17 protein-coding genes and 1 pseudogene are annotated in these 19608 nt (G+C 59.5%); 6 read left to right on the plus strand and 12 right to left on the minus strand.

Annotation, left to right across the window (positions count from 1 at the left end):
- The 4 genes and pseudogenes from A3736_RS17390 to A3736_RS04750 form a co-directional block, all read left to right on the plus strand.
- Positions 1-344 (plus strand): annotated as a pseudogene (locus A3736_RS17390) (hypothetical protein); the annotation flags it as partial.
- A complete protein-coding gene (locus A3736_RS04740) occupies positions 334-2253 on the plus strand; it encodes a hypothetical protein (RefSeq protein ID WP_156501976.1) in 1920 nt (639 codons plus the stop codon). The pseudogene A3736_RS17390 and the gene A3736_RS04740, both read left to right, overlap by 11 nt.
- The gene (locus tag A3736_RS04745) at positions 2250-3086 is read left to right on the plus strand and encodes an META domain-containing protein (protein ID WP_067679860.1); all 837 of its coding nucleotides are present in this window, start codon (positions 2250-2252) and stop codon (positions 3084-3086) included. Before A3736_RS04740 ends, A3736_RS04745 begins: the two co-directional genes overlap by 4 nt.
- A 206-nt stretch (positions 3087-3292) precedes the next feature.
- Complete coding sequence (locus A3736_RS04750; RefSeq protein ID WP_067679866.1) at positions 3293-3916, plus strand: hypothetical protein; 624 nt, start codon at positions 3293-3295, stop codon at positions 3914-3916.
- Positions 3917-3953: 37 nt separating this feature from the next.
- On the opposite strand, the gene A3736_RS17825 is transcribed toward A3736_RS04750, so the two are convergent.
- Positions 3954-4109 carry a hypothetical protein gene (locus A3736_RS17825; protein WP_156501977.1) on the minus strand — a complete coding sequence of 52 codons (156 nt, stop codon included), beginning with the start codon at positions 4107-4109 and terminating at the stop codon, positions 3954-3956.
- Between the two features lie 126 nt (positions 4110-4235).
- Here A3736_RS17825 and A3736_RS04760 point away from each other — a divergent pair, with 126 nt between their 5' ends.
- Positions 4236-4943, plus strand: a complete 708-nt coding sequence (locus tag A3736_RS04760) for a hypothetical protein (RefSeq protein ID WP_067679872.1) — start codon at positions 4236-4238, stop codon at positions 4941-4943.
- A gap of 252 nt (positions 4944-5195) precedes the next feature.
- Here A3736_RS04760 and A3736_RS16975 read toward each other — a convergent pair whose 3' ends face one another.
- From A3736_RS16975 to A3736_RS04780, 5 genes are all read right to left on the minus strand, one after another.
- Positions 5196-5525, minus strand: a complete 330-nt coding sequence (locus A3736_RS16975) for a hypothetical protein (RefSeq protein WP_156501978.1) — start codon at positions 5523-5525, stop codon at positions 5196-5198.
- 124 nt (positions 5526-5649) lie between these two features.
- Positions 5650-7074 carry a hypothetical protein gene (locus tag A3736_RS04765; protein ID WP_156501979.1) on the minus strand — a complete coding sequence of 475 codons (1425 nt, stop codon included), beginning with the start codon at positions 7072-7074 and terminating at the stop codon, positions 5650-5652.
- Between the two features lie 993 nt (positions 7075-8067).
- Entirely contained in the window at positions 8068-8604 is a 537-nt protein-coding gene (locus A3736_RS16620; protein WP_082851315.1) for a Mov34/MPN/PAD-1 family protein, read from the minus strand.
- On the minus strand, positions 8601-10277 hold the full coding sequence (locus A3736_RS16625) for an E2/UBC family protein (protein WP_082851316.1): 1677 nt from the start codon (positions 10275-10277) through the stop codon (positions 8601-8603). Before A3736_RS16625 ends, A3736_RS16620 begins: the two co-directional genes overlap by 4 nt.
- Positions 10274-11452, minus strand: coding sequence for a cyclic GMP-AMP synthase DncV-like nucleotidyltransferase (locus A3736_RS04780; protein ID WP_067679884.1), 1179 nt, complete (start codon positions 11450-11452; stop codon positions 10274-10276). Before A3736_RS04780 ends, A3736_RS16625 begins: the two co-directional genes overlap by 4 nt.
- 77 nt (positions 11453-11529) lie before the next feature.
- Between A3736_RS04780 and A3736_RS04785 the strand changes: the two genes are divergently transcribed.
- The gene (locus A3736_RS04785; RefSeq protein ID WP_067679887.1) at positions 11530-12246 is read left to right on the plus strand and encodes a hypothetical protein; all 717 of its coding nucleotides are present in this window, start codon (positions 11530-11532) and stop codon (positions 12244-12246) included.
- A gap of 276 nt (positions 12247-12522) precedes the next feature.
- Here A3736_RS04785 and A3736_RS04790 read toward each other — a convergent pair whose 3' ends face one another.
- The 6 genes from A3736_RS04790 to A3736_RS04815 all read right to left on the minus strand — a co-directional run bounded on the left by A3736_RS04790 (position 12523) and on the right by A3736_RS04815 (position 19085).
- Positions 12523-13446, minus strand: a complete 924-nt coding sequence (locus A3736_RS04790; protein WP_067679889.1) for a HEPN domain-containing protein — start codon at positions 13444-13446, stop codon at positions 12523-12525.
- Between the two features lie 134 nt (positions 13447-13580).
- Positions 13581-14051 (minus strand): CopG family transcriptional regulator, encoded by a 471-nt coding sequence (locus A3736_RS04795; protein ID WP_067679891.1) that lies wholly within the window; start codon positions 14049-14051, stop codon positions 13581-13583.
- Entirely contained in the window at positions 14048-16042 is a 1995-nt protein-coding gene (locus tag A3736_RS04800) for a conjugal transfer protein TraG (protein ID WP_067679894.1), read from the minus strand. The genes A3736_RS04795 and A3736_RS04800 overlap by 4 nt, the downstream gene beginning before the upstream one ends.
- Positions 16043-16142: 100 nt before the next feature.
- Positions 16143-16844, minus strand: coding sequence for an RES family NAD+ phosphorylase (locus A3736_RS04805; RefSeq protein WP_054527877.1), 702 nt, complete (start codon positions 16842-16844; stop codon positions 16143-16145).
- Positions 16831-17262 carry an antitoxin Xre-like helix-turn-helix domain-containing protein gene (locus tag A3736_RS04810; RefSeq protein ID WP_067679896.1) on the minus strand — a complete coding sequence of 144 codons (432 nt, stop codon included), beginning with the start codon at positions 17260-17262 and terminating at the stop codon, positions 16831-16833. The genes A3736_RS04805 and A3736_RS04810 overlap by 14 nt, the downstream gene beginning before the upstream one ends.
- Before the next feature lie 74 nt (positions 17263-17336).
- The gene (locus A3736_RS04815; RefSeq protein ID WP_067679899.1) at positions 17337-19085 is read right to left on the minus strand and encodes a DUF3363 domain-containing protein; all 1749 of its coding nucleotides are present in this window, start codon (positions 19083-19085) and stop codon (positions 17337-17339) included.
- Positions 19086-19608: the final 523 nt, after the last annotated feature.

A 19608-nucleotide genomic window follows, 5' to 3' on the forward strand; every position in this document is an offset into this window, starting at 1 on the left:
CGAACCATTATGGCGGAGCGGGCAGCGCCGCCGTGGCAATCTGGCATGAAGAAGAGGAGCCCGTCTTTTGGGGTACCTGCGACAGCGAGAAAAACTGCGACACGGTCCTGCAAACGCTCGCCAGCGTATCGATGCGGAGCGCCGAACAGGAATGCCGATTGCTGTTTCCCCAACCTCCAAAACAATGGGTGCCGCCGCCCGGATACAAACCGGTCAATCTTCCCGCGCCCAATGCCCCCCGGCGAGAGCCCGAGGATGCGCGCCCCCCTGCTCCGCCGCCGCCACCCGCAACGCTGCCGCCGGGCGCGGAGGACGTTTGCCAGGAATATCTCGATGCGAAATAACTGTGCCAGCTCCTCAGTGCTGCTCCTCGGGCTGCTGGCTGGTTGCACGACCAGCGAAGAGCCGACCGGTGGACCGGCTTCGCCCCTCCCGCCTCCGCCCACTGCCTATCTCGCGCCGATGACCGACGCAGTAAGGGAGCTCTACGGCGAGTGGCACCCAGTCTCGTGGCCGGGTGTATCGCAACAGTATCGCCAGACGATCTGGAGCCCGATGTTTTCTTGGGGCAGCGGATGCAACGTCTCGCAGGGACAGCTGCGCGATCTTGGCGAGAATCGCTTCACAATCGAATATGGTTTTGGCGGGCTCCCCCAAACTTGCCGATCCCTTACTCCTCTGGCACCTTTCGATGGAGCAGACGTGTCGATCACGATGCCGGATAGCGAGACATTGCGGGTCGAACGGGGCGGCGAGGCATGGCTGTTCGCCAAAGTCGATGTTGCCGGAACCTATCCTAGTGATAGCTTCATCCGCGGCGAATGGTTGCTCGCTAATATGCGCGGACGCCCCTATCGCGGCGACGAGTTGACCCGCGTGACGTTCGGGGCTGAATATCGCGTGGACGGGCCTGACTGCTCGGTTGCCACGAATGCCTGGTTCGGCGAGCGCGACTGGGAGGTTCGGGTCGGAGGTTCGTACATTCGTTTCGGTGAACGGTGCCGCGTTCGCACCTTGGGTGACCGCCTCGCGAAACTCGGCACAGCGGCATCCTATCTCGCCGAGCCAATCGAAACGCGCATGACGCTGCGAATCCCTGGCCAGCGCGCGACGCTAGTGCCCGCGGCACGGTTTCCCGAACTGGCGCGTAATGTTGAAGCCTTCGCGCCCGATCAGTGGGCGCGGGAGCTGGCCGAGGCAGCCGCCAAGCTTGAGGGTGAGAAGCGCAGCGCGTTCGCTGTGCGTGCAGTCGGATTGGGCGGCGAAGGATCGGCCGATGTCGAGACGCCCGCCGATCCGCGGCGCTTGGCCTTTTCGGGGCTGACGGCATGGCAACACGCGCGGGCTGTCGAGGCGGGGCTATTGGCATCCCCGCCCGATCCGCCGGAAGGCTTGCGCCAGCATCTGGCCTCCGCGCCGATCATCGCGCTTGCGGTGCTGGAAGGCATTCGTCCCGTCGATCGCGGCGACGGCCTGTCGCTCGATTACCTCTATCGGGTGCGCGAAGGCTGGCGCGGCGGCCAGCGGACGGGAGACCTGCTGATCGTGCGCATGCCGCCACTGGAGGACAAGAGCCGCTCCCCACTGATCACGCCCGCACTTGGAACAGAGGTGCTGCTGTTGGCGAGCAGGACCGGCTATATCGCCGGTCGTCTGTTCGAAGGCATCCCTCCTTCCTCTGACACGCGGGTAGTGCAGATGACGCTGCCTTTGATGCGGATCGTGGAAGATAAGCTGGTCGAGGCGGCCGATGGCGCAAACGTGCTGGGGGCGGCAAGCTTCGCGGGAACGAGCGTCGATGCCGCGCGGGAGCTGGCACGATCCGTGGAGGAGCGGATGAGAACTATCGCGCCCCTGCGCCCGGCGGACAATTTCGGCAACCCGACGGTTCGTCGCTTCTTTATCACCCGGATTGGCGACCGGGAATTGTCGGATCCGACCCGCCTCTGGATAGAATACGATTTCGGCGGGCGGCGTGGCAGCGGTGAAACGGCAGCCTATTTCGACGGTTGCACACCCATCCGCCGAATAAACATGGGCGGGAAAACTTCCTGGGTAGCTAGCGCCGTCGCCTGCCCAGGCACTCTACCGAACGGCTCACCTGTCACCGAACCCGCTGTGGCCGATGCCGTTCGCTGGATAGAGGAGAATAATTTTCCAAGCATCATCTGCACCAGCGCATGTCCCGAAGATCCGAAATACACCGTGCCGTTGCCGGACGGTGAGGTGATCATGCGTGCGATGCTGCGATGAGAGCCTGGATACTCCTGCTCGCGGCAAGCCTGTGCACCTGCGCCCCCGCGACCGATCAGACCAAGAGCGCTGACGTTGACGATGATAGCGATCATCATCTCCGATCACTGGAGGACGTTGCAGGCCGCTGGCGGGTGGTCAGTCTTAATGGCGAGGCTTTGCCAGTCAGGGCAGAAAAACCCTTCATCGCGATCTCGAGCGATGCGATCGGCGGTTCGATCGGCTGCAATGCATTCGGCGGGCTGGCTCTTCTTTCCGAAGGCCGCATCGCGGTGCATAGCTGGGGCGGTGATGCGATGGGCTGCACCGGCAGGCTGAACGAGCAGGAGCAAGCCATCTCGGAACTGTTCCTCGGCAATCCGCAAGTTCATTACGAGAACGGTCAGCTGGAAATTCGTTCCTCCGGTCATCGGCTCACGCTGGCGCGAACGGGCCGGCCTAATGGTTCAGAACTATCACCCGATCCCATGCGCATCCCTGTCGCCGGTCCTATCTCGCAGCAGCTGGAGGGCACGCGCTGGACGATCAGAAGTATCGATGGGGAGACGGTAAGCTCGAGTCCCACCGACAGGCATCTGCGCTTCTCGCAAGATAGCTGGCAGGGGCTAGCTTCCTGCGCCACGTTGTTCGGCATTTTCGATACCCGGGCAGACCGTTTGCTGGTCAAAGACGAAATCGCCAGCACCGAGCAGAATTGCTCCGATGAATACGTCGTTCTCGACGACGCCTTCGCTGATCTCATGCGCTCCGATCCACGTTATTTGGTGGGGCCTAACGGAGAGCTCATTATCGCTGGCGGTGGACATGTGCTGAAAGGCAATGCGGCGCGATGACGCGGCCAGCAATTGCAGCTCTGCTTCTCACAGCGTTCTCCGCTTGCTCTGAGCGGGAGGAAGCGCCGCAGTTATGCGCATTCGACGAAAACGGGCGCATCGTAATGGAGGCGGGCAATGCTACCGCGGCTTGCGTTGAGCCGGCACCGATCCCATCCGGAGCTTCCCAGGAACCGAGCGGACGACTTACGATACAGGAAGCGCCTTTGTCGCCGCCATTCTCCTATCTCGACAAGGAATGGCCGCCCCAGCCGGTGACAGACGAGCCGAAGCTGTCCAAGTCTGCGGTGCCGCCCGAACTTGCCTATTACATCCGCGCATTTCCGCAGGCGGAGAAACCGGCAGGCGACGTTCTCCATCTCGGCAGCCAGCACACAATTGTGCTGCGCGATGGCTGCTTCTTTCTCGACCGCCAGGGCGAAGACGATCCATTGGTGCATTTTCCCTACGGAACTGCGCTGACCATCGACGAAGAGGGCTATCTGGCCTTCGGTTCCCAATACGAGCCAGACAGGATGGGAACCGTTCGGGTCGGTCTTTCGGCAGAAACGGGATGGTTCAGCGAAGCTTCCGAAGCCTGGCCGGAACTGGCGGCAGCTTGCGGCGATCACACGGTCGTCAGCATAACGACGGTCACCAACCCGTTCGCTTGGCCCGAACGCTTCAACCCGGCACTGCGCCGTTATGGCGAACGCAGTGGCGACCGCCCTGCACAAGTAATCGAGAGGGCTAATTCCTGTGCGGTGCGGCAAGCGCGGCGCGAGGCTGACCGGCGGCTTCGCGACCCCGATCTCGAACCGATCGACTGCAATCGCTTCTGGGGATTTTGAATGCCGAGCGCCGTGCAACAACTTCGTAATGGCAATTCTAGGCGGAACGGGCCGCACGGAGAAACAGTTGGATCTGCATGACGAAAAGGATCTTCTGCTCTGTCCTTGCCGTGACACTTTCCGGCTGCCTGGCACCGCCCGAGACCGAGATCGAGACCGAGCGCGGCGAGACGGCGTCGTCGCTGCCAGCCATTCTACATGCCCGGTCGGACCTTGCGATGGAGGCGCGTATATCGGCAGGATCATTCGAGCCGGATCGTGTCTCTATCTTGAGCATGCGCCAGGACAGCGTGCTTTAATACTCTGGGGCGACGAAAATGTGCGGGTCGCGCGGCTCGACGAGACCGACTGGCTGGTAAACAACTATACCTCGGGGTTGCGAATCCGCGAGGGGGAGATGGTCCGTGGTGGAGGCGGTTTCTATCCGCCCGATGCGGATTTGGCGGGTCTGGCCGATGGCGAGGTGCCTGCCGATTGCGAAGGACCCGCCGTCCAGCTTCATGACATTGCGAAATTTGATCCGTCGAAGCCAGACGGTATCCCCGATCCTCCGCCGCCCCCGCCTCCCGCTCCATCGGCGCAAGATACGCTTCTGTCGCAGGCTTTCGACGAGCACTGGGGCGGGCAGCGGTGGCCGCGAAGAATGATCAGGAACGTCGCCGACCCGCGCGAAGCGATGTTTACATATGTTCTCGAAACCTACGAGGGTCGCGAAGGCGATATGCGCAGCCATATCTGCCTGCGCGGAGCAGATCGAGACTTGCTTGCGAGGCTATCGCATCGTTTCGGCCCGCTTTATCCTCAGGCGGACTGCTCATGGAGCGGTCCCGGCGTGGTCCTGACGGCAAACGGCGAAAGTGCGATGTATATCGATGCCCGGATCGATTGCTCAGGCAATCGCGGTTTCTGCGCCGGTTCGGGTGGCGCGACCTATGGCAACCTCGGTGCGGAACACGGCTCATACCGCTTGCGAAGGAAGGGCGGCGGATACGAAATCGAGAAGCTCGGGGTGAGTGTAATTTCATAGGTCGGCTAGAGCCTAGAAGCTAGCGACTAGCGCTCCGAGCTCCTGATCGTTTAAGCGGAGTCTCAGTAGGATTAGGAAATGACGCCGCCCCCGTTGCTATGCCGCACGGAGCCAACCGCATGTCTTCAAAGGCAGTCTGTGATCATTCTGTTGAAAGCTGCATGCGCTGAAGTACCTGGCGCTTTCGCGGTCTGGAGGGCGCCGATGAGCCTCCCGAACAGATGCCAGAAAGCGCCGACGCCGGTTGAGCCATCAGATCAGTAGGTACGCGTCACCTTCGCATTCGGTGGCGGGAGGTGCGACCAATTCGGGTCGCTTTCCCGCCTCCCAGTCCGCTAGCGTGACAACGTTTGTTCCGGTCGACAATTCCTCTCCGTCGCGCAGTATGGTGCCATTGAAACTAATTTTGTTTGGACCAGTCCGTGCGGCGCTGCCTTCAGGGAAGACGAGGACGTAGCGCATTCCGTCAGGAACTTGGAGCACCACGCAGGGACCGGTAATGGCTAGATTACCAACAATGCCTTCGGTTGTTACGGTGACCGTTTCATCCCGCTGTGGCGGAGCGCGATAGGCGGCGATCACCGGCCATTGCGTGCCACGGGATGCTGGCCCTGACGGTTCGAGAGCCGTAGGCGGGTCACTAGACCTTCCGTCTACCTGTCCGCAGCCAGATAGCAGAAGCCCACCGAATACCAACCCAAGATGCTTAGCGCGCATAACCGTCCACAATCGTACCGCCATACCAAAGGGTTAAGTCGAGATCGTTGATGCGAATGATCGGCGTGTAATATGCGTACTTGACAGTGCTCGGATCGCTTGCGTTGGTATAAGAACAGGATTTAGCTATTCCATAGGCGTTGCCATAGGCGAACCACGGCCCGCCGCTATCGCCAGGAACGCATTGCAGCGCGACTTGACCAGGCTTCGCCACCTTTTCAACCTGAACAAAGTTTGGACCGCAGGCCACGTAGCTTGCGCCAGGACGACCGCAGCCGCGGTTGATTAATTGTCCACTCGCAGTGCGCTCCATGACAACCGGCTCGGCTGTTTTGTCAATGACCTCTCCACAGCTTTGGGTGCCGGATGCGACGCCGTAGTGACACAGATAGCTGCCGGTATTGTACCAGCTAGTTTCTGAAGTTTCGGAAACCGACCGCCAGCCCTCGAGCGACCGTGGTGTGGTTCCACTCATAGCGTAGAATTCGCCCGGTGCCTCATGCGCGGTCCAGAAGAACGCCAGATCATAACTCGCGGTCATGTTCCACTGCCCGCGGCTCATTGGATAGCTGGACCCGTCCACGCCTGAATAGTTGCGTGTCGCGTCCTCGCAATGGCCTGCCGTGACCACGCCGACCCTATTGGTCGATCGATCGCGGACCACGAAACCAGTGGTGCACCGCTGGCCCGTCGACTGGCGCGATAGAGTCGATCCGCCGCGCGTATGGGTCTGAACGTTGACCGCTATTTCGATTTCTATACGAAAGGGCACGTTCGGGTACAGCTCTTCTACGCGCACCTCTGCCTCACTCCGCCGCGCTTCGTCGGCCAGGTAAATCACCATTTCGCCGGTTCGGTCGTCGTAGCGCGAGCCGTTGTATCCCGGAATCTGGGCATTGCGCGTTGAATTGCGTTCACGCACTTGGTTGACCTCGGTCTTGGCCATGCGGGCGGAGTTGACCTGCTTCACCTTTCCACTTTGGGGCCTGCCGGCGATGCTGCGCACCTTGTCCAGTTTCTGCTTGGTCAGCCCGAGCTTGCGGCCACGCTCACTGGGTGGCTCATTTGCGAACTGGCGCCCTTTCGATCGGATTGCCGCCGGTATCGGCTTGCCCTTCTTCGTGGTGTTGACGACCAAAGCGAAGTCAGCACCGTTGTCGAAATAGATGCCACCAAGATCTTCGCCAGCAGACGCCCGAACATCTTCTATCGAGTCAAACGCATCGTGCATCAGGGCGAGCCGGCGAAGCGCCTCGTCCTCGCTCACGCCGTAAGTAGCAGCGTAGGACTGCGCTTCAATAGCAATGACTTCCTCCGGCAGCATCGGAGGAGGCCCACCGTCCTCGCTTGCGAAAGCGGCACCCGCGGCGCAAAAGGCCAGGGCGGTAACAGCTAGGCCAATGGCATTCTTCATGAGCAGCATCCTATTCTAAAGGCATGAGACTTAACCAGCTGGCTCAATGCGGGTTCCGAAGTTCCGGACTCCGCCGCTCCACGATGTTGTACGATGAATTAAGGATATAATGCGGAGATTGCTTCGGGGCGCTCGTCGGGTCGGCGTCCACTTTCACGCATCCGAAAAATTCGCAAATCACTTCGCACGGCCAAAGCGCCAGTGCTTGATCGCAAACAGATGCAGTCTGCTGATCCGCCGCCCGCTCCGCACTCGTTGGCTGCAAAAGAAATGCCAATCTGGCAAGCCGTGTCGCTTTCTCGTTCCTGCTCGCCACCTGCTAACCGGCAGCGAGATCGGCGAACGGAGCGGTGCACCTGCGAGCGCGCCTCAATTAAGCCAACTCGCTCGAACAGCGGCATCTGCAGTATAGCAACGGCTTGTTTGCTGAATCAGCTTCCCTGATCGTTCGACAACCCACGTCCGGGCGGCAAACAGCGAACGTTCGTTTCGGGACGGCGATGATAGGCCTGTAAGACAGTGTCCATTGGCGCGCAACGCGGCCATCCGCCACGGTCGTTGGAATAATTGCGAAGCCAGCTTTGTGTCCCAAAAAAGCTATCGGGATGTTTGCCCAACTTATTGGCGTTTAAATCAAAATTCGGAAGCGCTTGGCTTCGAGGCTCGCGTCCCGGCCCGCATTAGCTCCAAACATACCTCTCTCGAGGTCTGGGATCGGACCGGTAGCGGACTGGCTTCTATTGGCAAGCCTGACACGGAATGCTGCCGTTTCGTCCCAGATCCTGTTGCCAGCTCTAACCCTTAGAAAAGAGATGCATCTTTCGTCGCTGCGCAGTTCCGTTCGTACGGGAGTTATTAATGTTAGGCTCAGGATCTCGGGTTGTTGTGGTCGTTTGGTTTCAATAGCGGCTCGCAGCTTGCCCTATTGTTGCTCGCGCACAAATCGGATGTTCGCAGAAGCTGGGCAAAGTGTATTTGCGCTCGCCTGTTAGGTTAGGGCAACTCAACGGTTGGACCATAAGCCTCATTCCCTGTTTCGCGCAGACGACGCTTGATAGCAGCGGGGGTGAGGTAGAAAGTGCCAACCGCATCTTTCTCGAATTGCCGGAGCAAGAACTTACCTCGATCACCCCAACACTGAAGGTAAAAGGCGGTTTCTCGACCGTCGCAGATAGGGAAAATCATCTCTGCTTTGCGCTGTCTAACGATGTCGTGCCAATTGCGTATATCGATGGATGAAGGCGAAAGAGAAAATCCAGGATGACTGTGCCATTCGCCAATCCAGTCCATCTTTCCGCCGGATTTACGCCACCGCCTTAGTGCAGCTATTCTGTGTCCCTTAGGCGAGCGCTGGAAGCGCGTCGAACTTTGTCGATCCCATGGCAATGGTCGGGTGATCTCAGTCACATGAAGGTAAAGACCCTTGCGCAGCCCTAGTACCAATCCACCAGCTTCTAAAGGGCGATGCTGCTGCGTACATTTTAGCATGTTCTCTGCCGCTGCATGATCGACAAGAATGCCCTCGATCACGACCTATCCCTCGCCAGGCATGATGGGCACGATTTGTGAGCTGAAGGTGACGTTGGTTTACGCACGATGCCGCGCTCGTGGTCGAGTACGATCGTGCGAAGCCGCGCCCCCGGCTTATCGTTGGCCCAACCTATCGCCATGTCGCAAGCTAATCCGGCAGCGGTGGCAGGCGCAGCAACGGAGTAAGGAATATAGTTCCCATCTCCGCAGGTCGCAGGGGCCATATTGGCTTCGACCCCCGGTTTGAGAGCTGGGAAACGCGGCCCTGCGTCCATAGACGGCCTCAGACAGCGAAAGCAGCACTCATCGCCGCGGACATTCAGAAAAGCCTGAACAGCTGCGCCGTTACCGCTTATCCAGCAATGCAGAATGGCATCAGTCCATATGCCGTCCTCATAAAAAAGTTCATTCAGCGCATATTGCGTGTTCCAATCACCTGTCGCGTCGACGAGTAGATTGACGTCAGCCAGCACCGTCTTTTGAGCTAGCGCATCGCCAACCGTGGCCCGGATATCGCATTGGGGGTGAAAAGACTTTAGCTCCTCAGCCAGTGCGCTCGCCTTCGCTTCTCCTATCCGCGAATGACCGAGATAATGACGTCCTATATTGCCGGCAGAAAGCAACTGACCATCAATCAGCGTCAGGGGTGCACTGGCGCCCGCGCCACTCTGGATAAGGAATTTGGCAAGATGGCTTCCAAGCGTGCCGCAACCTACAAGAGCGATGGCCTTCCCGTCCAATGTTTTGATCCCGTGCAAATTACGTTGAGCGATCTCAGCCAATCCCGTCCAATAACCACCGGAGCGCTTGATATCGAGTTTAGTCTTCTGCTTGGCTAAAAGTGGTTGCAATTTCGAAGATCGCAGTTTCTTTGCACGTACCGCCACTGCAATGTTAGCCGGCAGTTCAACTGTGACGCCGAGAGTGCAGTTGTTTGCTGCGAGGCATACGAATTTCCCTGACAGAAGCGCTCTCTCACATTCGCTCCAGCGATCAGCAACCACAGCCGTTTGCCCACGAAACCATTGCTCAAGAGACAAGAAGCTGTTCGGTACCACTCGATCAGCGGTCGGCCCCAACTCGGCATCGAAATGGAATACAACGGCCCCAGACAATCGCGTGGCCTCGTGGTCATGTAGACTGATTGTATCAGCGATCGCGAAAAACGGACTTCCTGTTGCAGGCTTGAAGACCGCATATTGCAAGCCGGGTTGTCGCTCAGATGTCCCATCCCAGCTCACGAGAACTCGGAAATGCGGCTCCTTCGTTATCCAATATTCTTGGTACTCGGTCGCCACTTCGGCGCCGCCTTGCCCGGCAAAACTCTTCTCCAGCGAAAGTTCGGTCTGTCTGAGCACGCGCAAAACGGATCCGCCTGGATCGTGAAAGTCGAGTGGCAGGCCTGTTGCTGGGGCAAAGCAAACCACAGAGCCTTCGATGTCGTCACGGCTTAGATGTCCGAATACGCCAGTGGGGAGTTGCTTGCGATCGACAAGCCGAACAATGGGTAGCTCCACAAACTTTGAATCTGGAACGACCAGTTCAATATCGATCGCACGGCCATGGACGTTTATCGATCCGCGAAACTCTGGCGATGCGCCTTGCTGTTCGGTGAAGCCTCTATTCGCAAGCGTAGCTGCAATTGCGCGCCACCGATCGGCTTGCGACATCATCCGGAATCGGAACTAGTAATGTGCGGTGTGGCCACGGTCGCCGCAGGAGCGGCACGTACAGCCGCAGCAGTGCCACTCTCAATCGCGATGATATCTGGCCTGTAGGGGATGCGTCGTCCGAATGCATCGCGCAGATGCTCGATAACCCGGTCGGCGTCGCCAGTACGCTCGAGCGCAGCCTCCATTGTCGCAGCAAGGGCTTGCGTTTCCGCCAGAATGTCTCCGCGCTCCTCCTCGCTCCAGCTGTTCAAACAGCTCGCCTTCACCACCGGATTTTTGATTTCGCCTGAAAAAATTCGCGGAAGAAGTCGCGCGACATCGAGTATAGTTTTATCATCGCGGTTATCTGCGCTCTGACCGAGTTCCAGCAGAGCCGCATCGATCGCACACATTAGGCAGATTGAGGATAGCGGGCTGTTGGCCCAGACATGATCGCGCCAACCCTTAAAGAAGCGGCTCATTCGACGGAATGCCGGGCCGTGGCGATCAACTCGGTTTTCAACCCAGTCGTGCAGCTGTTTGGGATCCGATTGAACCCATTCTCCGCTGCGCTGGGCCAGCATCACGCGGTCGCTCGGAATCGCAGGAACGCTGTCAAAAGTTAGGTTGCGCGCGCTGAAGGCGGCTTCCTCAATGGCTGCCTTCATGACTCTGAAGCGCTCCTCTGGAACGGAATAGATCGGGATGTCGATATGCGCGCCTCTCCAGAGCCTGACCCGCACGCACGTGCCCTTGCTGGAGTCGAGCGACCAGCCGTTAGCCTGGCAAACCGGGCGAAGCACATCTTCAACGAAGGTAAACAGGGCGCCGGCCGCCAGCGCGGGATGATTATCCCTCAGAAAACGGACCGGAACGTACATGCCATCGTCAAGATCGATCTCCTGCAAAGCCGGCTGCGCTGGAGCATTTAGCGTCTTATACGCGAAGCTGCCTTGCGTCATGAACTTGACCTTCACATCGTCCTGAATGCGATTGGCGGTCTCGATCAAATAATCACGCCGCCAAAAACTTTTGTCTGATTCGAGGCGATGCGTTGCATTGCGAAGGGCTGTGCGGATGGTTTGACGGGCATTTAAGAGCCGCTGCCGGTCGTTATCTTCGATTTCGAGGCTTGCAAGATAACTCGGGTTCTTTTGAAGCCCGACAAACAGGGCATGCGCGTTCGCTAAAGTCATGGCGGCACTCCTAATTCATTCGGGCCTTTCCTACACAGATGCGGCAGGTTACAGCGAAATCAAGAGGCGAACAAACAATGTACAGAATTTTCCCGGTAAAAGCGCTGATCTACGCTGCGGCACTCCTGGCCGTGGGCGTTTTCCTGGCGATAGAACTCGCTACTTCTGCATTCGATATCGAAATTCGAAGGCTGGCAATACCAAGCATCGTTTGGGCAACCTGTGTTGCCCTTACATGGAATCCGATCTGGCGATGGGTTTGGGCGGTGAGTAAAAGGGTTGGCTGGTTGCCCGACCTTGGACACCTCGTGTTCCCGGATCTCAACGGCAAGTGGGCTATGACGCTTCGCAGCAATTGGTCGCGTCAGATGCAGTTGCTTGATGCGGCCGCCGATCGGCGACGTAGTTTCGACCCTCGAACTTGCGACGCGGACGAGCTTGCCGAGTTGCTGCCTGTCTCACTGGTCGCCGAGATCGAACAATCGTGGTGGTCCATCAAGATCACAGTAACCAATCCGCGCGCTGATACACCGATTAAAAACTCGACAAGCTATATAGTCATGCCGCGCAAGCGTTCGGAAACTGAGCGGCCCTCGCTCTGCTATTTCTATTGCCAGCAAAACGACACCGATAACCAAGCAGATGATCTAAGTTTCGATGCAGCAGCCTGCTTGTTTTACGATAATGAGAAGGATCAACTAGAGGGAACATTCTGGACAGCGCGGCAATGGCGACGCGCAATCAACACTGCTGGAACGCTCACACTTGATCGTATCTCTAGTCAAATAGCTTAGGTGCGGCCTCGGAGCGTAGAAGTCATCGAAATTCGCCGGAGGCTCCATGCAGATCCACCGAACTTTTCGCTGTTGGGTTGCCACGAAAATCTCAAGCTCCTCCACGAGAAATCGCGATCATAGCTTGGCGAGCGCATCTCGGCGCAACCACCTGCGTCCAGAGACTTAGACAAATGTCCGCTATTGGGAGCTAAAAACACGAGTAGCTAGGTCTCGAATGGGGGCGCAAAGCAGTCATCTCGTACCATACGATCAGACCCAATAGGCGAGGGTCGATCAAGTGCCTGGTTCATTTCTGAGCTTTTCGAGCCGTTCCGAACATATCTCGTGCACTACGCGACCGAGCTCTCCAATCTGCTCGCCGAGCCATTCGAGCTCTTCCTTGGTGATGCGGTAGTGCTTTGAGTAGCGTGCCTTGACGTAGGCCTCTTTCAACTTCTCGAAGCGGGCGCGATCCTTCTTCGTGTCGCGCGGCCAGACATAGGTCAGGCGACGGTCGATCCGCTCGGCTTGGGTGCGGAGGAAACCGAGATTGTGCACATGAGGGGTGTAGAAGGTGCAGACCAACAGAACGCAATGATAGAGGCGCTCGGTCGCTTGGTGCAAATCGAACGCTGCATCTTTGAAAAACTCTCGTGATATATCGAACTTCGCGATTTCGTAGCGCTTTAGCGCTGCGGAATACCAGTCGTCGAAATACTCCTGCGACATCGCCAGCGCCTCACCGGCAGTCTTGGGCTTGGGCGTGTGGAGCTCGGTGTCATCGGATTGGTAAAGCGCGATACCGTCCTTCGCGACGTCCATGAAGAAATAGCGTCCGTGCGCGAGACCGTCGTTCACCTCCTGCAGGGTATGAACGATAAAGTTGACCGGCGTCTTGAGCGATTTGGTCACGCCGTACTCGCGCATCAGCCGGTCATCGAGCTTCGACCAGTACTTGACCCGGTCGACCAGCCGCTTGTCGTTGACGATGATGAGCAAATCGTAGTCCGACTGGTAGCCCTTGGCCGTATGCGGCTCGTCGACCCAAGTGCCGCGGGCATAGCTGCCGTAGAGAATGACCTTGAGAATGCGACCGGCCTTCTTCCACTCGTGCTTCGCCAGCGCAAAGGCATCATCGAATTCTTCGAAGATCAGCTGCACCACGCGCTCAAGTTCGCGTTGCTTTTGCGGAGGCAGATGATCTAGTTCGGTGCGCATTACTGGACCTTTAGCAAGCACTTGGAATGGTTGCACCCTCGCATTCCTGCAGGTGCGCCGGCGCATGAAAGAAAGCGTTCCTCTGCTCTATTCATGTGGGTTTCCTGCCGGACTATCGAAGGTCTTTGTCAGGGCTACGCCGGAGGCTCTGGGCCGTCTCCGTCCGGATTTTCAATCTCACCCCGCCTTGGTTCTGAAGCCGCGCGAATGAGATCGTCAGCGAGATGCCTGCCTGTTTCCATGCGCCGCGCGAGCGCTTCGACGAAGAAGTCGAACCGCTTTTCTGCATCGGCACGCGCAGCGGCATTGGCTTCAAACGGCATGGCCGGGGTCACCGCCAGCCATCGCCTGAGGTAGAGCGCGAATGCCTCGTTCCCGACCTCGATATGATAGTCGAGCTTGCCGATCTGTCGGCCTATGCGATCAAGGCGTCGGCTGAAGGCCGCTTCCATGCGTTCCGATCCATCGGGAGAGAGAAAAGAGCCGACGGCGGCCTCTACCACCGAAGCCTGGGAAACGCGCTTTCGACCCGCATAGTCTGCAAGCTGCCTGGAAAGGGCTGGCGGCAGGCGGAAGGTATGCTTGATACGGTTGCCCTTTCTCATAGCTCGATCCCGTCGCCGGGATCGAGCGCAGCGCGCCGCGCATTGGCCTGCATCCGCTCGGCCATTCTGCGATTGCGGTTTGCCTGATCGTCGTCCGTTCGGTCGGCAAACTCAAATTCGTTGGGGATCTCGACTGGCGGCGGCGCCACATCTTCGTATTCCGGCAATTCAGGGGATTGGCGGATCCCGCCATCGGACTGGCGATCATCGACCTGAAACTCTTCAGACGCGGTCGGCGATTTCTCCAATTGCGAAGGCGCGGTCACATGTCTCCCGTGCCATTCGCTCTCGTCCGCTGCGAACTCCGGCTTTTCAACCGTCGGTGGACACTCCACCCGTTTGCTGAGCCGCGGATCGCGGTAGTAGCGCGCTTTCCTGGCACGGATCGGATGCACGCCTGCGAGCATCACGATTTCGTCGGTATCGGGAAGCTGCATGATCTCGCCCTGGGTCAGAAGAGCGCGCGCCGTCTCCGAGCGCGAGACCATCAAATGACCGAGCCACGGGGAGAGGCGGTGCCCGGCATAATTGCGCATTGCCCGGGTTTCGGTGGCGGTCCCGAGCGATTCCGAAACGCGCTTTGCGGTTCGCTCGTCATTGGTCGCGAAGCACACCCGCACATGGCAATTGTCGAGAATGGCATTGTTCTGTCCGTAGGCCTTCTCGATCTGATTCAATGACTGGGCGATCAGAAAGGCCTTGATGCCGTAGCCCGCCATGAAGGCGAGCGCGCTTTCGAAGAAGTCGAGCCTGCCCAAAGCCGGGAACTCGTCGAGCATAAGGAGAAGCCGCTCGCGACCGGCACCTTCCTGCAGGTCCTCGGTCAGGCGTCTTCCGAGCTGATTGAGGATGAGCCGGATAAGCGGCTTGGTGCGGCTGATGTCTGACGGCGGGACGACGAGATAGAGCGTGACCGGCCGGCCCTGTGCCACGAGGTCCGCGATGCGCCATTCGCAATGCCGCGTGACGCTGGCGATGACCGGATCGCGGTAAAGCCCGAGGAACGACATGGCGGTCGAGAGCACGCCCGAGCGTTCGTTTTCCGACTTGTTGAGCAATTCTCTCGCCGCGCTCGCAACCACCGGATGGACGCCGTCTTCCCCCAGATGCGGCGTGCGCATCATTGCGGTCAGTGTCGCCTCGATCGATCGGCGCGGATCGGACAGGAAGTTCGCCACCCCGGCAAGCGTCTTGTCAGGCTCGGCATAAAGCACATGCAGAATGGCCCCGACGAGCAGCGCATGGCTGGTCTTCTCCCAGTGGTTGCGCCGTTCAAGCGAGCCTTCGGGATCGACCAGCACATCGGCGATGTTCTGCACGTCGCGCACCTCGTTGATGCCGCGTCGCACTTCCATCAGCGGGTTATAGGCTGCCGACGCCTCATTGGTCGGATCAAACAGAAGCGTGCGACTGAACCGGGAGCGGAAGCCTGCGGTCAGCTCCCAGTTCTCGCCCTTGATATCATGCACGATCGCCGAGTGGGGCCAGGTCAGCAGCGTCGGGACGACAAGGCCTACACCTTTGCCGCTGCGCGTCGGTGCGAAGCAGAGCACATGTTCGGGCCCGTCGTGACGAAGATAGAGATTGGCATGCTGGCCGATAATGACGCCCTTGCCTGCCAGAAGGCCCACGCGTGATATTTCGGAACGGGTCGCCCAGCGCGCCGAGCCATAGGTCGCGCTGTTCCTGATCTCTCGGGCGCGCCAGACCGACATGCCGATCGCGACCGCCACCGACACGAGACCGCCCGATGCGGCAATCATTCCGCCGATCTCGAAGATGCGCGGCGCATAGGCTTCGTAGCTGAACCACCACCAGAAGATGGCATAAGGCGGATAGACGGGCGCTCCGGAGACACTGAACCACGGCGCGCCCAATTGTGCTTGATAGCCGAGCGCGTGCGCCGTCCATTGAGTACCCGCCCACACACCTGCGAGCGTGAGAGCAAAGACGACGAGTATCTGACCCCACAATATCCGGGTTGCCGACAAGGCTGGCTCCTTTCGTGAAGGACAGCACGGCGGCTTTGCATTGCATATTCAAGTCGGAAGCTGCGTGATCGCAGGTTGGCGTAGCAAAAGCGGCGTACGGCTAGATTGCTTCCCGACTATAGTCCGGGTTACCGGACCAGGTCAGGCGGTACATCGCCCCTTGCGCGACCGATTGCACGACGTTGGGCCACAGGGCCGCGATGCAAGTTCCATCCGCATGGCGCACAGAGGGATAGATAATGCCGTTATGACCGGCTGCGCGTGCCTGCGCCGCTAGAGCATTGCCGACAGGATAGCCTTTCGTCTTGTCCGGATCGAGGGCCGGGTGTCCGGGCTGCTCGCGCAAATCGATGAAGACGCCCGCCATGCTGGCAATCATCTCGCCATATTCGACAACGGCATCGAAATCGCCGGCATCGGCGAGCGCCTGTGTCAGGTGATGGCCGACCTCGGCAATACAGGTCTCGACATCGAGCGCGGCATACCATGCGCCGCGGTTCGCGGGGTTGAAGCGATTGGGCTCGCGCGGTTTGGCGTAGGCAAAGCTCGCATTGATGAACCTGGCATGCGGCACGCCGTGAACCAGTTCGTCGGCTGTCAGCCCGCCAAACCCGCGCTCTTCGGCGATCAGGCGCGAACTCGTCGCCCCCTCGATTTCAGCGAGCAGCGCAAGCTCGGCATCACTGTCGGCAAGTGGAGCCATGACCGCTTCGCGCAAGCGCGCGCTGGAAACGAGCCGGACAGTCCGCTCGAACGCTTCGCGGATCTGCGGCGGCTCGCCTGCCTCCTCAGAGCCCGCCACGAAGCGCGTCGATATATTGTCTGGTCTCCAGCATGCGCGGAATGCCGCCTTCGATCATCGCCCCGATGGGCGAGCGGCGATCAAACAACGGGGCCCTGTTTTCGAGCTTTGGCCAGCGATCGGCCATGTCGTTGGCGAACAGCAGATGCAGTCCCTTGAACAGACCGATCAGCGCCGACGCGCGGGTCAGCTGGTCCTGACCGAGCGAGCCCTCCCAGGTTCCGGCTTTCATCCGGTCCCAGGTACTTTCGGACACGCCGAGCAGCGCAGCGCCCTCAGCGTTGCTCGCACCCCAGGCCTCGATGAGGCGCAGCACGGCCTTTACCGCAGCGCTGGTGAGGCGGCTGCGATCACCGTCGCTTGCAAAGGTCTGAAGCCCCGGGGGAGCTTCGGCATGCTGAATCGCTGCACTTACCATATCGCATCTCCTGATGCGTTTATAAGCATCATATGGTGCGTTTGTCAAGATTTCCGTTATGATGCCGGTGCTCCTCAAACCGCCGGACCGCGCGAACGCGCAAAGTTCCAGTCGACACCGCCTCGCACATGGACCTTGCCAGCGACTTCTTTTCCAAGATGCCGCTCGAGGTCTTGCCTCCAGGGCACGAGCTGGAAACCCACTCCGTCATCGATCATGGCGAAGCGACCCGACGCCAGCGAAATGCGCTCGCGGTAGATGCCGGAAATGTGATCACCTTGCGTTACCGGATTTGCCAGACGACCATGACGCGCAGCCAGCGCTTTACCTGCCGCGTCCAGTTCCTGCTTGCGGAGCGTTCCGAGCAGGTTGCGCACCAAGGTCACGCTCCTACCATGTCGCTTCGCAAGACCTTGATCGACGAGCCAGTCACGGCGCTCGTCAAGAGCCTTCCGGACTTCATTGCCGAAGCCGCCTCCCAGCGACGCGGCTCGTGCCGACAGCAGCTGCCGGTCGAGCCAGGTCGCCCCGCGCGCGTCAATCTGTCGCTCGAGCGGCAGGTCCGAACGCACCAGCAGGCTGCTGCGCCGTCGCCCGTTGCGGTCGGTCCATTCGCCTGTCTCGACGATTGCGCCGGGTGCTGCATCGCTTGTCTGGTCCAGATCGGGAAAACGCAGATAATGCGCACGCCCGTCCACTCCTTCGACGATCGCATAAGCCTCGCCTGTCAGCTCGTTATGGAAACCGCGCTCGACCAACCTGCCGATGACTCGGCGGTTCTCGTCTTCGCCATGCAGCGCGAAGGCTGCAGGGGCAACTTGTACGCCCCGTTCACTCATCGCCTTGTGCAAGGTCTTGATGATGTCGCCGCGCTCGCCAAGCGCGCGCAAGGTCGGTTCGAGATCTGCGGCCAAGGTCCAGCGCGCCGCCCCGATCCGCTCGGCCAATCCCATGCGTTCGAGCGTTCGTGCGCGGCCGATAAGGAATGCGCGGTTGCTGCGGCGTGTCGCATCGACTTCGGGGGACAAATCGACCACGCCGAGATCGTCGCGTTGCTTTTGCAGCCGGCGGTCGAGTGAGGTCCAGCGCTCGGCATCGACCTCGCGGCGAAGCGCTAGCTGAATATCGCGCTCGCTGCGCGGCCCGAGTTCGATAGTGACGCGCTCCTGGGCACGGGCACGCATGCCTTCGCTGATATAAGAGCGATCGATCACCAGATCCCTGCCGTCCGAGGCAACTCCGCGGACCAGAACATGGACGTGCGGGTTATCGGTATTCCAGTGATCGACCGCTACCCAGTCGAGGCTGGTGTCGAGGTCGCTCGCCATATCTTCAAGCAGTTCGCGCGTGAAAGCGCGCAGGTCAGCCATCTCGCTCGCGTCTTCCGGCGACACGATGAAGCGGAAGTGATGCCGGTCGTCTTCGCAGCGCGCGGCGAAGGCATCGCCATCGACCTCATCCGACGAGGCATCGAACATCTGGGCATCCGATCCGTCACGGGTGACGCCGTCGCGTTCGAGATAGGCGATGTGGCGAGCGAGCGGTGCAGAGCGGAAGCGGCTGCCGCCATGACGAACGACGCGCGCCTTGATGATGACCCGCCGCTGGAAAGCATGGGGGCTGCCTCTGAACGCAGCATGTTTGCCGCGCCCCAGGTGACCGGCTCCGCCACCTGCCCGGCCTCGCCCGAGCGGTGTATAGCCTGACCGGCGTGAGGCCTGCAGCACGCGTCCCACCAGCGAACCGGCCTTGCGATAGGCGCGCGCATCGCTGTCTCTCGACCGACCCGGCCTGATGTCGAATTCGTCGTCAGCCACAGACAAGAAAATCGGAAGACGGCGCTTTCAGCATTGAAAAGCCTAAGGATTCCGATCCAAGCGCCTGCAGGCGTACAGCAGAGACGGCGCATATTCTCCCGCAAAACCAACCACCTGCAGCCCGACCGACGGCGCTGCTTTTATCTCGCGATCTTATTTGGCTTCGTTTTTGAGCAAGTATTCGCCATCGTCGTTTCCTCTCTTTAGCACTATTGGACCAAATATTCGACGCTCTCGTGCGCAGGTCTGCGAAGTCGCGTTCAAGGTCTGATACGCCGCGCAATCTTCCGTGCTCATCGCGGCCGGTATCGCTCTGCATTGAGGCGGTACTTTGGTACGCGCGGCACATGTCGCTATCGGAGTTACGGGGCATCGTCACAGGCAATCAAGCGTGGTCAGTCTGCACTGCCACAGGCGAGATATCGTGCTTCCCGTTGTCCTGGTCTGTATCATTCCTTCTGCCGCCTCAGCGGACCTCCATATGTCGTCGAGCCGTCAGCCGGCTGCGGTTGGCGTGTTCGTCATCATG

Source organism: Erythrobacter sp. HI0063 (assembly GCF_001635685.1).
Lineage (GTDB): Bacteria > Pseudomonadota > Alphaproteobacteria > Sphingomonadales > Sphingomonadaceae > Qipengyuania.

Bases quoted from the DNA above. Each gene is read 5' to 3' on its own strand.
- A3736_RS04740 (WP_156501976.1), top strand. From the start codon at position 334: ATGCGAAATAACTGTGCCAGCTCCTCAGTGCTGCTCCTCGGGCTGCTG.
- A3736_RS04745 (WP_067679860.1), top strand. From the start codon at position 2,250: ATGAGAGCCTGGATACTCCTGCTCGCGGCAAGCCTGTGCACCTGCGCC.
- A3736_RS17825 (WP_156501977.1), bottom strand. From the start codon at position 4,109: ATGGCTGGCAGCGACGACGCCGTCTCGCCGCGCTCGGTCTCGATCTCG.
- A3736_RS04765 (WP_156501979.1), bottom strand. From the start codon at position 7,074: ATGAAGAATGCCATTGGCCTAGCTGTTACCGCCCTGGCCTTTTGCGCC.
- A3736_RS16625 (WP_082851316.1), bottom strand. From the start codon at position 10,277: ATGATGTCGCAAGCCGATCGGTGGCGCGCAATTGCAGCTACGCTTGCG.
- A3736_RS04780 (WP_067679884.1), bottom strand. From the start codon at position 11,452: ATGACTTTAGCGAACGCGCATGCCCTGTTTGTCGGGCTTCAAAAGAAC.
- A3736_RS04785 (WP_067679887.1), top strand. From the start codon at position 11,530: ATGTACAGAATTTTCCCGGTAAAAGCGCTGATCTACGCTGCGGCACTC.
- A3736_RS04790 (WP_067679889.1), bottom strand. From the start codon at position 13,446: ATGCGCACCGAACTAGATCATCTGCCTCCGCAAAAGCAACGCGAACTT.
- A3736_RS04795 (WP_067679891.1), bottom strand. From the start codon at position 14,051: ATGAGAAAGGGCAACCGTATCAAGCATACCTTCCGCCTGCCGCCAGCC.
- A3736_RS04810 (WP_067679896.1), bottom strand. From the start codon at position 17,262: ATGGTAAGTGCAGCGATTCAGCATGCCGAAGCTCCCCCGGGGCTTCAG.